Raw genomic sequence first — 12,882 nt, forward strand, 5'->3', positions numbered from 1 at the left:
CGAGCGGCCCCTCTGTGTACGAACCGGCCCTCTGCGTACGTACGCAGAGGGCCGGTTCGCGCAGAAAGGGGCGGCTCGGCCCCGGGGCTTCGGCGGAGCAGGGTCAGCGCGAGCCGACCGGCTCCTTGTCGGTGACGGCATCCGCCTCGGGGGCGTCGTCGGCGTCGTTGTCGTCGGCGAAGGGCAGGCCCTCACGCGGCGCGTTGTAGAGCTCCTCGTCGAGGATGCCCTCGCGCTTGGCGACGATCGTCGGCACGAGGGCCTGACCGGCGACGTTGACCGCGGTGCGGCCCATGTCGAGGATCGGGTCGATCGCGAGCAGCAGGCCGACGCCCTCGAGCGGGAGGCCCAGGGTCGACAGCGTGAGCGTGAGCATGACGGTCGCGCCGGTCGTGCCCGCGGTGGCCGCCGAGCCGACGACCGAGACGATCACGATCAGCAGGTACTGCACGAAGTTCAGCTCGATGCCGAAGAACTGCGCGACGAAGATCGCGGCGATGGCCGGGTAGATCGCTGCGCAGCCGTCCATCTTCGTGGTCGCACCGAACGGCACGGCGAACGAGGCGTACGAGCGGGGCACGCCGAGGTTGCGCTCGGTCACGCGCTCGGTCAGCGGCAGCGTGCCGATCGACGAGCGGCTGACGAAGGCCAGCTGCACGGCGGGCCAGACGCCCGAGAAGTACTGCTTGATGGACAGGCCGTGCGTCTTCACGAGGATCGGGTAGACCACGAAGATCACGAGGGCGAGGCCGATGTAGATCGCCGCGGCGAACCAGGCGAGCGACGCCAGCTTCTCCCAGCCGTACTCGACGACGGCGGCGCCGATCAGACCGAACGTGCCGAGCGGTGCGATGCGGATGATCCACCACAGCACACGCTGGATGACCTTGAGCAGCGACTCGGTGAACGCGAGGAACGGCTCGGCCTTCTTGCCGGCCTTGAGGGCGGCGATGCCCACGGCCGCGGCCACGACGATGACCTGCAGGATGTTGAAGCTGATGCTGGAGGTCGCGCTGCCGGTCTCGAGATCGACCTGCGTGCTCGCACCGAGGCCGAGGAAGTTCTGCGGGATGAGGCCGAGGAGGAAGTTCCACCACGTGCCGACCGTGTACGGCTCACCGGGCGTGAGGCCCTCGCCGGCCTTCGAGCCCGGCTGGATGACGAGGCCGAGGACGATGCCGATGGTCACGGCGATGAACGCGGTGATCGCGAACCACAGCAGCGTCTGACCGGCGAGGCGCGCGGCGTTCTGCACGCGACGCAGGTTCGAGATGCTCGCCACGATGGCCGTGAAGATCAGCGGGACGACGGCGGCGCGCAGCAGCGTCACGTACGAGCTGCCGATCGTGTCGAGTGTCGCGGACAGTCCGTTCGGGTTGTCCGCGGTCGCGCCGAGCTGGCGGGCGAGGAGGCCGCCGGCGATGCCGAGGACGAGGGCGGCGAGGATCTGGAAGCCGAACGAGGTCAGCAGCTTCCGGACCGGTCCGCGGGTGTCAGGCGCCTTCTGGGCGCGTGCGGTAGTGCTCATGTGGGGACAGAACTCCAGGGGAAATCGCGGCGGGCCGAATGCACGCCATAACGCTCAACGCTAGGAGCGCCGCTGCATTCCCCGATCCGATATGACGAAGGATGACGGATGCCGTGGCATCCGTCATCCTCTGCGCCGCGCACCGCCGGAATCAGTCGGCGATGCACTCCTGGACGTTGTCGGAGATGATCTGGGTGGTGAGAGCCTTGTCGGCCTCGTTCTTCTGCTTGTCCTCGCCGTTCGCGAGGAACGTGAGGGTCTCGTTGCTCAGGTCGGAGTCGACGAGGTACTCCGCCAGGCACTCGGCGGCGTCGGCGTCGATCTGGTCGCCCATGCCCTGGCTGTCGAAGAACTCGGCGAGTCCCTTGGCGACGTCGGCTTCGGACGGGCGGCTCGGTCCGCCGCACGCGGCGAGCGAGAACGCGAGCGCGGCGATGGGGAGGGCGAGGAGGAGGCGGCTGGTGGTGCGCAGGTTCCGGTCGTTGATCTTCATGGTGCCCACGCTAGCGGCTCACAGCGGATTCATAGAGGGTCTTGCATGGGGAGAATTGCCCGTGTCAGAGACGGACGCTTCTGGCACGATGTCCTCATGTTCATCGTGACCACGAACGACGTGCCCGGATACCGCATCACGCAGGTGCTCGGCGAGGTCATGGGCCTCACGGTCCGCTCGACCGATTTCGGACAGAGCTTCACCGCCGGATTCCGTTCGCTGGGCGGCGGCGAGATCCCGGAGTACACGCAGGTCATGTACGAGAGCCGCCAGGTGGTGATGGGCCGGATGTGGGCCGAGGCGCAGCAGCGCGGGGCCAACGCGATCGTCGCGATGCGCTTCGACACCGGGTCCATCGGCAACTTCAGCGAGGTGTGCGGCTACGGCACCGCGGTCGTCGTGGAGTCGCTCGGGCAGCCCGCGCCACCGGCATCCGCTCCTCCGGCGTCTCCGCAAGCTCCGCCGCCCGCCCCCTAGTCGCGCCGCTCCGGTCGCAGTCTCTGACGCCTGGCGCCGCTCCGGTCGCAATTGCCGTCGCCTCGCCGCCCGGCATCCGGCCGAAAGTGCGACCGGATGCCGCAAACGGCGGGAGCGTCGCCCGCTGCCGGGCGTCAGCGCGGCGCCAGCACCAGCAGCTCGCCGACCTCGCAGTCGAGCGCATCGCAGATCGCCCGCAGTGTGGAGTACCGGATCGCGCGAGCGCGGTCGTTCTTCAGCACCGACAGGTTCACGATGCTCACCCCGACCAGCCCGCTCAGCTCGGTGAGCGTCATCCCGCGCTCGGCGAGCAGCTCGTCGAGTCGGCAGTGGATGCCGGTGAACTCCTCGACGTTCTCGGCCGGGCTCACACCAGGCCCTCCGTCTCCTTCTCGAGCCCTTCCTTCTGCTGGCGGAGTCGGATGCCGCGGCGGAATGCGACCGCGATCAACCCGACGGCGACGCCGGTCGCGAAGATCGGCGTGACCGCCCAGAACTCGATCGGATGGACGGGGTCGACGACGCCGAGGCCGAGGGTCGCGGTCACACCGTTGCGCCCTATGGTCTCGAGGATCACGATGACGAAGGGTGCGACCGCAAGTGTCCAGCCGATGGCATCGAAGGCTCGTGCGTTGCCTGGGACGAAGATCCGACCGCGAAGGAGATTCCATGCGACGAGTGCGACGGATCCGAGGACGACGAGTGCCGCGATCGCCCACAGGGCGATGGCCGCGACGATCGCTGCGACCGACCCCGCATCCACCCCGGTCGCGAAGACCATGGCCTGCTGCGCGATGCCCTCGACCTGTACTGCGCCGGAATCGGCCGTCGCGGAGATGGGCTGCTCGTCGATGGGGATCACCCAGGCGATCCCGCTGTCGCGGAAGGTGCTGCCGATGCGGAGTGCAGTGGAGATTCCGACGATCACGAGTGCTGCGGCACTGAGGAAGATGACGGTGATCGCATCCGCCGTGTCCGAGCGGGTCTGGGGTGTGGCTGAGGCGGCCATCAGACGAGTCCCTCCGTCTCGCGCTGCAGCTTGTCGCCGACCACGAACGCGGTGCCGATGACCGAGATGATGAACGCGGCCAGGATGAAGGTGAACGGCTCGGCAGTGATGACCGCGTTGTCGATCGCGTTGTCGGTGACGACGTTGACGGTCGCGTTGGCGAGCATGTTCTCGAAGAATCGCACGGCGGCGAAGCCGACGAGGCCGGTGATCCCGGCGGTCATCACGAGTGCGGTGTTCCGGCGGTTGAAGATGCGTCCGCTCAGCGTGCTCTGCGCGAGCAGGATCAGGCAGCCGATGACGACGATGATCGTCAGGATCTGGATGACCTGGCCGATGATGCCGGGGACCGTTGCGATCGGCGGCAGCGTCGCGGCGGTGATGGTGGCCTGGTCGAGGCCGACCGTGACCGTGCCGCCGCCGGTCGTGAGCGGGGCCTGCACGTCGTCACCTGCGAACTCGATGAGCACGGGCACGTCGGTCCCGCGGCCGAGTTCGACGATGCGGTGGATGCAGAACCCGATCATCGAGGCCGCGATCCCGGCGCCCGCGATGCAGAAGGCGATGAGCCCCGCCTTGTCGCCTCTGGTCAGCGCTCCCTGCTTCGCTCCCTGCTTCTCGACGTCCATGTCCCTCACTCCTCGTCTCCACATATCGATAGTCGTTGTTACCGATAAACGTTAATGTATCGACTGTCGATATATCCGTCAACCCCGCACTCGCTCCGGTGGCGGAAACGGCGGGTGTTCGACCGCGCCACCCGCCTAAAGCGCCACGGGAGCGTGAGGGCTATGCCCACGGCGAACACGGGCATACACCGCCCGAGCGGTGGTTACTCTCGATGTACAAGCGCAGAACGTCGTGACAGACGCAGCGCTTCGCCCCAGTGCGAATAAGGAGTCACAGCATGTTCGAGAGATTCACGGACCGAGCCCGTCGAGTGGTCGTCCTCGCCCAAGAAGAGGCGAAGATGCTCAACCACAACTACATCGGCACCGAGCACATCCTGCTCGGCCTCATCCACGAGGGCGAGGGCGTCGCCGCCAAGGCGCTCGAAAGTCTCGGCATCTCCCTCGACGCGGTGCGCGAGCAGGTGCAGGACATCATCGGCCAGGGTCAGCAGCAGCCGACCGGCCACATCCCGTTCACGCCCCGCGCCAAGAAGGTGCTCGAGCTGAGCCTCCGCGAGGCCCTGCAGCTCGGCCACAACTACATCGGCACCGAGCACATCCTCCTCGGTCTCATCCGCGAGGGCGAGGGCGTCGCCGCGCAGGTGCTGGTCAAGCTCGGCGCCGACCTCAACAAGGTCCGCCAGCAGGTCATCCAGCTGCTCTCCGGTGCCCCGGGACGCGAGCCGGCATCCGTCGGCGCGCAGACCAACGACACCCCGAGCGCGCAGGGCGGCTCGCAGGTCCTCGACCAGTTCGGTCGCAACCTGACCCAGGCCGCGCGCGACAACAAGCTCGACCCGGTCATCGGTCGCGAGAAGGAGGCGGAGCGGGTCATGCAGATCCTCTCCCGCCGCTCCAAGAACAACCCCGTCCTGATCGGCGAGCCCGGCGTCGGCAAGACCGCCGTCGTCGAGGGTCTCGCTCAGGCCATCGTCAAGGGCGATGTCCCCGAGACGCTGAAGGACAAGCAGCTCTACTCGCTCGACCTCGGCTCGCTCATCGCCGGCTCCCGCTACCGCGGAGACTTCGAGGAGCGCCTGAAGAAGGTCACCAAGGAGATCCGCACGCGCGGCGACATCATCGTCTTCATCGACGAGATCCACACCCTCGTGGGTGCGGGTGCCGCCGAGGGCGCGATCGACGCCGCCAGCATCCTGAAGCCGCTGCTCGCCCGCGGTGAGCTCCAGACGATCGGCGCCACCACGCTCGACGAGTACCGCAAGCACTTCGAGAAGGATGCTGCGCTCGAGCGCCGCTTCCAGCCGGTGCAGGTCAACGAGCCGACGCTGCCGCACACGATCAACATCCTCAAGGGCCTCCGCGACCGCTACGAGGCGCACCACAAGGTGCAGATCACCGACGGCGCCATCGTGGCCGCGGCGAACCTCGCCGACCGCTACGTCTCCGACCGGTTCCTGCCCGACAAGGCGATCGACCTGATCGACGAGGCCGGTGCGCGTCTGCGCCTCAGCATCCTGTCGAGCCCGCCCGAGCTGCGCGAATTCGATGAGAAGATCGCCAAGGTCCGCGAGCTGAAGGAAGTCGCCTCCGAGGAGCAGGACTTCGAGCGGGCGGCCTCGCTCCGCGATGAGGAGAAGAGCCTCCTCGCCGAGCGTCTGCGTCTCGAGAAGCAGTGGCGTGCGGGCGACGTCGCGACCTCCGCGGTCGTCGACGAGGGTCTGATCGCCGAGGTTCTCGCGCAGGCCACCGGCATCCCGGTGTTCAAGCTCACCGAGGAGGAGTCCTCGCGGCTCGTCTTCATGGAGAAGGCCCTGCACCAGCGCGTCATCGGTCAGGAAGAGGCGATCGCCGCCCTCTCCAAGACCATCCGTCGCCAGCGCGCCGGACTCAAGGACCCGAAGCGCCCCTCGGGCTCGTTCATCTTCGCCGGCCCCACGGGTGTCGGAAAGACCGAGCTCGCCAAGGCTCTCGCGGAGTTCCTGTTCGACGACGAGGCCGCACTGATCTCGCTCGACATGAGCGAGTTCGGCGAGAAGCACACCGTGTCGCGTCTGTTCGGCGCCCCTCCCGGATTCGTTGGATTCGAAGAGGGCGGCCAGCTCACCGAGAAGGTGCGCCGCAAGCCGTTCAGCGTGGTTCTCTTCGACGAGATCGAGAAGGCCCACCCGGACATCTTCAACTCGCTGCTGCAGATCCTGGAAGAGGGTCGTCTCACCGACGGTCAGGGTCGGATCGTGGACTTCAAGAACACGGTCATCATCATGACCACCAACCTCGGTGCGCGCGACATCGCCGGCGGCCCGGTGGGCTTCCAGATCGAGGGCAACGACTCGACCAGCTACGACCGGATGAAGGGCAAGGTCAACGAAGAGCTCAAGCGGCACTTCAAGCCCGAGTTCCTGAACCGTGTCGACGACATCATCGTGTTCCCGCAGCTCTCCAAGAGCGAGCTGGTGCAGATCGTGGATCTGTTCACCAAGCGCCTCGGCGAGCGTCTGCTGGACCGCGACATGACGATCGAGCTGTCGCAGGCGGCGAAGGAGCGTCTCATCGAGATCGGCTTCGACCCGGCTCTCGGCGCCCGTCCGCTGCGTCGCGCGATGCAGCACGAGGTCGAGGACCGTCTGTCCGAGAAGATCCTGCACGGCGAGCTCAACTCCGGCGACCACGTCAAGGTGGATGCCGCGAACGGCGAGTTCCTGTTCGAGCACGGTCCGCGCGGTGAGAAGGTGGCGGTCGGCATCAACACCGGCGGCGCCGGTATCAGCGGCACCCCCGATCTGGCGGTCGCCAGCGGGGAGTGACCCTCCCTCTCGCTGCGGCTCCTGAGCGAGCGCAGCGAGACGAAGGGCAGGGACCAGCAAAGGGGCGGATGCTGCGGCATCCGCCCCTTCGCTGTGCCCGGCGGACTACGACACGGTGTCGGTGATACGCGATCCGGTTTCGGAAGCGCGACCGAAGTGACCGAAGGCGCGGGCGGCTAGCATCACCAGAGACTTCAGATCGGACCGGAGGATGCGATGACGCACTGGGAGCCTGGCGCCGCCGACGGACGGATCTACTCCGGGGGCTGGCGTGAGCCGCGCGGAGGAACGCTCGCGGTGACCTCGCCGGGCGACGGCAGCACCGTCGGCGTGGTCGGGATCGCCGACGCGGACGACGTCGAGCAGGCCGGTCGCGCCGCGGTCGCCGCGCAGCGGGAATGGGCGCTCGCGTCGTACCGCACCAGGGCGGGCGTCCTCCGCCGGGCCGCGGACGCGCTGCGGGAGATCCGCGCCGACGTCGAGCACGTCCTGATCCGGGAGAGCGGATCGCTGCCGACGAAGGCCGCGCATGAGGTCGGCAAGGCGATCGACGAGCTGGTCGAGGCCGCGAGCCTGGTGACGATGTCGCAGGGTGATGTGCTCCCCGTCGAGGACCCGTCGACCCTGGGTATCGCCCGGCGCATCCCCGTGGGCGTCGTCGGCGTGATCGCCCCGTGGAACGCGCCCCTGATGCTCGCCATCCGCTCGGTCGCTCCGGCGATCGCGCTCGGCAATGCCGTGATCGTGAAGCCGGACGTCAAGACCCCCTTCTCCGGCGGCGCCGTGATGGCCGAGATCTTCGAACGCGCAGGCCTCCCGGACGGGGTCCTGCACATCCTCCCGGGCGGTCCCGAGACCGGCGAGGCCGTCGTCCGCTCCCCGCACACCGACGTCATCTCGTTCACCGGATCGTCCGCGGCGGGTCGACGCGTGGGAGAGGTCGCCGGCGGGCTCCTGAAACGAGTGATCCTCGAACTCGGCGGAAACAACGCCTTCATCGTGATGGCCGATGCCGACCTCGATCTGGCCGTGGCCTCCGGCATCGGCGGATCATTCCGCCATCAGGGCCAGATCTGCATGGCGACGGGGCGTCATCTCGTTCACGAGAGCATCGCCGACGAGTACGTCGAACGACTCGGCGCGGCGGCCGCGGCGATGCGGCTCGGGGACCCTCTCGCCGAGGGCACCACGCTCGGCCCTCTCATCACGACCGCGCAGGCGGAACGCGTGCAGGGGATCGTGGATGCCGCCGTCGACGGCGGAGCCCGGATCGTGCACGGGGGCACACATGACGGCGTGTTCTACCGGCCGACGGTGCTCGACGGAGTGGATGCGGCCAACGCGGCGTTCCGCAGCGAGATCTTCGGCCCCGTGGCACCGGTGACCCGATTCTCCACCGCCGAAGAGGCACTGGAGCTCGCGAACGCGAGCGATTACGGGCTGTCCGCGGCGATCCACACCCGGGACATCGCGCGCGGACTCGGCTTCGCCTCCCGACTGCGCGCGGGCATGGTGGCGATCAACGGCCAGACGATCTACGACGCCGCGCACATCCCGATGGGCGGGATCGGCGCCTCCGGCAACGGCGGACGACACGGCGGCCATTGGAACCTGGACGAGTTCACCTACTGGCAGTGGGTGACGGTCCCGACGATCTCAGACTGAGACCCGGTCTGCGGACGGAGAGGACGAGCAGCGCCGAGGGGGTGGGCTCGTCCTCTTCGTCATGCCCGCAGCCTCGCTCCCGTTCGACATCGTGTCGGAATCAGGGTCCCGGTTTCGCTCCGCGGTCACGTATCGGGCGCGGATCGCCCGAATCTAGCCTGGGAACTCCGCAGTCGAGGAGGAGCCTGTGTCCGCATCCGTGAAGAGCCCCCGGGACCCGTCGACGTCGTTCGATGACGACGTCTGGCCCGACTCCACCGACGTCCTGATCATGGGCGGAGGGCCGGTCGGCCTCTCCTGCGCGATCATGCTCGCGCAGCGCGGTGTCGACGTGCTCCTGGTCGAACGGCGCGACTTCGTGTTCCGCTTCCCTCGCGCGCACCTGCTCAACCCGCGCACCATGGAGGCATTCCACGACATGGGCGTCGCCGGCGACATCTATGGGGCGACCCCGGCGCACGACCGCTGGCGCAAGGCCGCCTGGTACACGACGGCGACCGGGCCGGGGCGCTTCGACGGGATGAAGATCGGCGACGTGCCGGCGTGGGGCGGGGGACCGGATGCCGAACGCTACCGCTCGTCCAGCCCGCGCGCTTTCGCGAACATGCCGCAGCTGCGGCTCGACCCGTTGATCCACCGGCATGCGCTCGCCGCAGCGCCCGGGCGCATCCGGAGCAGGCAGGAGGTCGTCGCGATCGAGCAGGATTCCGAATCGGCCGTCGTATCGGTGAAGGACCTCGTCACCGGCGAGTTGCGCACCGTGCGCGCCCGGTACGTGATCGCCGCGGACGGCGGACGCGACAGCGCCGACCTCCTCGGCATCGAGCTGGAGGGGCCGCGCGACATGCGCGAGGTCGTCAACTACCACGTGAGCATGGACCTGTCGGCGTGGTCGGAGCCCGATGCTCTCCTCGGCCATTTCCTGCATCCCGCCGGTGGTGCGCGGCGCCGCGGGACGATCCAGGCGCTCGGACCCACGCACTACAACCGCGACTCCGAGGAGTGGCTGGTGTCGGTGGCGGCGTGGATGGTCGAAGGCGATCCCGACGACGAGGCGGCGCTCTTCGCGTCGATCCGCCGGATGCTCGGCCTCGCCGATGACCACGAGATCACGATGCACTCGATGACGCGCTGGAGCTATCACGGCCTCGTGGCGAAGCAGTTCCGCGACCAGCGGGTGTTCCTCGTCGGCGACGCCGCCCACAAGCATCCGCCGACCGGCGGGCTGGGACTCAACAGCGGCATCCAGGATGCGCAGAACCTGTGCTGGAAGCTCGCCGCCGTCCTCGACGGACAGGCTCCCGACGGGCTGCTGGACAGCTACCAGGCCGAACGTCGGCCGGTCGTGGCGTGGTACACCGCGCACTCGCTCGAGAACGCGAACCGGCATCCTCCGATCGCAGAGGCCCTCGGCTTCTGCGACGACGAGGCCGCCGGCTTCCGCGGGCTCGAGGTGTTCGTCAGCGAGACTCCCGAAGGCGAGGCGATGCGCGCCCGTGTGGCGGCGGAGGTCGCCCACAATGCGCACGACTACAGCCAGCTCGGAGTGGAGGCCGGGTACCACTACTGGGCCGGGGCGCTGGTGCCGGACGACACGCCCGTGCCGGGGGATCCCTCCGATCCCGTGACCTTCCACGCGACCTCGCGTCCGGGACATCACCTGCCCCACGTGTGGCTCGACAGCGCCGCGGGCGACGACGGCGGCTCCGTCTCGGCGCATGATCTGATCGCCGCGGCCGGATTGACCCTGCTCACCTCGGAGTCGGCCGCGCCGCGATGGCGCGCGGCGGTGGCGGCGGCATCCCGAAACATGCCCATCACGGTCGTCGCGATCGCCGACGACGATGCCGCGTGGACCGCTGTGCGTCAGATCGACGACGACGGCGCCCTGCTGGTGCGGCCGGATCGCAAGGTCGCCTGGCGGGCCACCCGCCTTCCCGCTGAACCGGATGCCGAGCTCACCGCGGCCCTCGAGACGATCCTCCGCGGCGGCGACGCACCCGCCGGCGATCCGGCCGAGCCGTACCTGCGCCGCATCCGGGCGGCAGCGAACGTGCTGGTGCGCTGATGGCCGCCGACGCCGCCCGATCTCAGACACCGTGTCGGAGCGGGCTGCGGCAGTTTCCCGCAGCGCACCGATTCGTGTCGTCCACCCCTTCCGTAGCGTCGAGGGGACGCCGCCTCGCCGCACAAGCCGGACCCGCACAGTTCTAAGGAGCCACCGTGATCATCGATGTCCACGGCCACATGTCCGCCCCGGATTCCTACTACGCGTGGAAGGCGTCGCTGCTGGCGGCCCGCGGGTCGCACGGCGGCAAGCCGCCCGTGATCACGGATGACGAGCTGATCGCGGCGTACCACGCTCCGCACCCGAGCTTCGGGCACGTGTCGCACATGACCCACATCGACGATGCCGGGATCGATCTGCAGCTGCTGTCGCCGCGGCCGTTCCACGCGATGCACTCCGAGCGTCCGACGAGGATCGTCGAGTGGTTCACCGCCGAGACGAACAACATCATCAAGCGCACCGCCGAACTCTTCCCCGGCCGATTCCAGGGCATCGCCGGCATCCCGCAGAGCCCCTACCTGAGCGTCGAGCAGTGGCTCCCCGAACTGCGCCGCGCCGTCACCGAGCTCGGGTTCGTCGGCGCCATGGTCAACTCCGACCCCTACGAGGGGACCGAGGTGCCGCCCGCGATGGGGGAGCGCTACTGGTACCCGCTGTACGAGGAGCTGTGCGCGCTCGACGTGCCGATGCTGCTGCACTCGGCCGGCTGCAAGTTCCCCTCCCGTGAGCCGTACAGCCTGCACTTCATCCAGGAGGAGACCGTCGCGATCTGGAGCATGATCCAGTCGAACGTCTTCGCGGACTTCCCCGACCTGAAGGTCATCGTCTCGCACGGCGGCGGCGCGATCCCCTACCAGATGGGCCGCTTCCTCCCCTCGGTGGTGCGCACCGGCGTCTCGTACGTCGACAAGCTCCGCAAGTTCTACTTCGACTCCTGCCTCTACACGCAGGACAGCCTCGAGCTGCTTATCAAGACCGTCGGCACCGACCGCGTGTTGTTCGGATCCGAGAAGCCGGGGACGGGATCGCAGATCGATCCGGCCAGCGGTCGCTGGTTCGACGACATCCACCTGCTCATCGACGACATCGAGTGGCTCGACGCCGACCGTCGCGCCGACGTGCTCGAGAACAACGCCCGCAGCCTCTTCCGGCTCTGAGCAGCACACCGCACTTCGAGAAGGGATCCACCATGACCGAGATCGTCGCCGGATTCGGCACCTCGCACGGACCGCAGCTGAAGGCCGCACCGCCGGAGGCCTGGGAGACCCGCGGCACCGCGGATCGTCGCAGCAAGGGCCTCAAGTTCCGCGGGGGCACGCACACGTTCGATGAGCTCCGCGCGCTGCGTGAGGACTTCTCCGCCGAGATCACCCACGATGTGATGCAGCGCCGCTGGGACAGCTGCCAGGCGTCGATGGACGATCTCTCCCGGTTCATCGCGGAGCAGAAGGTCGATGTGCTCGTGATCGTCTCGAGCGATCACAAGGAGACCTACGGCGACGAGTGGCTGGCCCCGTTCTCGGTGTTCTGGGGCGACGAGGTCGCCCACGTCCCGTTCACGCAGGAGCAGCTCGACGAGATGGCTCCCGGTCTCGCCGAGGCGGCGAAGGGCGATGTCCCCGATCACACGATCGTGCGTCCGACCCACCGCGCGCTCGGCAAGCACATCATCCAGTCCACCCAGGCAGAGGACTTCGACACGGGTGCGACCGAGATCGTGCCGGCCGGGCGCTACGAGAACCACTCGATCCCGCACGGCTTCGGCTTCATCTACCAGCGGTTCATGGGCGAGGAGTCCACCGTTCCGATGGTGCCGATCTTCATCAACACGTTCTGGGAGCCGAACCCGCCGAGCGCCAAGCGCTGCTACGACTTCGGGCGCGCCGTCGCGCGGGCCATCCAGTCGTTCCCGGGCGACCTGCGCGTGGGCGTCGTCGCCTCCGGCGGCCTCAGCCACTTCGTGATCGACGAGAAGCTCGACAGCGAGTTCCTCCAGGCGATGAAGGACCACGACGCGGAGTACCTCTCCGCCGTCCCGGCCGCCGAGATGCAGTCGGGCGCCTCGGAGCTGCGCAATTGGATCGCCGTCGCCGGTATCGCCGACGAGGTGGGCCTCACGGTCACGAACGTCGACTACGAGCCCTGCTACCGCACCGAGGCCGGCACCGGCAACGCGATGGGCTTCGTCACGTGGGAGCGCGCCTGA

The 12,882-nt window shown here is 68.4% G+C and carries 11 protein-coding genes; 6 read left to right on the forward strand and 5 right to left on the reverse strand.

Annotated elements, in window-relative coordinates; translation table 11 throughout:
- Positions 1-103 precede the first annotated feature (103 nt).
- Together ABS642_RS18185 and ABS642_RS18190 are read right to left on the reverse strand one after the other, a co-directional pair.
- Positions 104-1,528: a dicarboxylate/amino acid:cation symporter gene (locus ABS642_RS18185; RefSeq protein WP_350351231.1), complete on the reverse strand. Its 1,425-nt coding sequence runs from the start codon at positions 1,526-1,528 to the stop codon at positions 104-106.
- Positions 1,529-1,679: 151 nt separating this feature from the next.
- A complete protein-coding gene (locus ABS642_RS18190; RefSeq protein ID WP_350351232.1) occupies positions 1,680-2,021 on the reverse strand; it encodes a hypothetical protein in 342 nt (113 codons plus the stop codon).
- A 96-nt stretch (positions 2,022-2,117) separates the two neighbouring features.
- Here ABS642_RS18190 and ABS642_RS18195 point away from each other — a divergent pair, with 96 nt between their 5' ends.
- Positions 2,118-2,498 (forward strand): YbjQ family protein, encoded by a 381-nt coding sequence (locus tag ABS642_RS18195; RefSeq protein WP_350351233.1) that lies wholly within the window; start codon positions 2,118-2,120, stop codon positions 2,496-2,498.
- Between the two features lie 134 nt (positions 2,499-2,632).
- On the opposite strand, the gene ABS642_RS18200 is transcribed toward ABS642_RS18195, so the two are convergent.
- Genes ABS642_RS18200 through ABS642_RS18210 form a run of 3 tightly spaced genes read right to left on the reverse strand, consistent with a single transcriptional unit; the run spans position 2,633 to position 4,136 of the window.
- On the reverse strand, positions 2,633-2,869 hold the full coding sequence (locus tag ABS642_RS18200) for a helix-turn-helix domain-containing protein (RefSeq protein WP_350351234.1): 237 nt from the start codon (positions 2,867-2,869) through the stop codon (positions 2,633-2,635).
- Positions 2,866-3,507: a hypothetical protein gene (locus ABS642_RS18205; protein WP_350351235.1), complete on the reverse strand. Its 642-nt coding sequence runs from the start codon at positions 3,505-3,507 to the stop codon at positions 2,866-2,868. The genes ABS642_RS18200 and ABS642_RS18205 overlap by 4 nt, the downstream gene beginning before the upstream one ends.
- Positions 3,507-4,136 (reverse strand): hypothetical protein, encoded by a 630-nt coding sequence (locus tag ABS642_RS18210; RefSeq protein ID WP_350351236.1) that lies wholly within the window; start codon positions 4,134-4,136, stop codon positions 3,507-3,509. The genes ABS642_RS18205 and ABS642_RS18210 overlap by 1 nt, the downstream gene beginning before the upstream one ends.
- Before the next feature lie 278 nt (positions 4,137-4,414).
- On the opposite strand from ABS642_RS18210, the gene ABS642_RS18215 reads away from it, so the two are divergent.
- From ABS642_RS18215 to ABS642_RS18235, 5 genes are all read left to right on the forward strand, one after another.
- On the forward strand, positions 4,415-6,943 hold the full coding sequence (locus ABS642_RS18215; RefSeq protein ID WP_282215954.1) for an ATP-dependent Clp protease ATP-binding subunit: 2,529 nt from the start codon (positions 4,415-4,417) through the stop codon (positions 6,941-6,943).
- A 216-nt stretch (positions 6,944-7,159) separates the two neighbouring features.
- Positions 7,160-8,608 carry an aldehyde dehydrogenase family protein gene (locus tag ABS642_RS18220; protein ID WP_350351237.1) on the forward strand — a complete coding sequence of 483 codons (1,449 nt, stop codon included), beginning with the start codon at positions 7,160-7,162 and terminating at the stop codon, positions 8,606-8,608.
- A gap of 187 nt (positions 8,609-8,795) precedes the next feature.
- On the forward strand, positions 8,796-10,676 hold the full coding sequence (locus tag ABS642_RS18225; protein WP_350351238.1) for an FAD-dependent oxidoreductase: 1,881 nt from the start codon (positions 8,796-8,798) through the stop codon (positions 10,674-10,676).
- A gap of 155 nt (positions 10,677-10,831) precedes the next feature.
- Positions 10,832-11,833, forward strand: coding sequence for an amidohydrolase family protein (locus ABS642_RS18230; protein ID WP_350351239.1), 1,002 nt, complete (start codon positions 10,832-10,834; stop codon positions 11,831-11,833).
- A gap of 32 nt (positions 11,834-11,865) precedes the next feature.
- On the forward strand, positions 11,866-12,882 hold the full coding sequence (locus ABS642_RS18235) for a hypothetical protein (RefSeq protein ID WP_282215958.1): 1,017 nt from the start codon (positions 11,866-11,868) through the stop codon (positions 12,880-12,882).

The sequence above is a fragment of the Microbacterium sp. A8/3-1 genome, assembly GCF_040267695.1.
Taxonomy (GTDB): Bacteria; Actinomycetota; Actinomycetes; order Actinomycetales; family Microbacteriaceae; genus Microbacterium; species Microbacterium luteolum.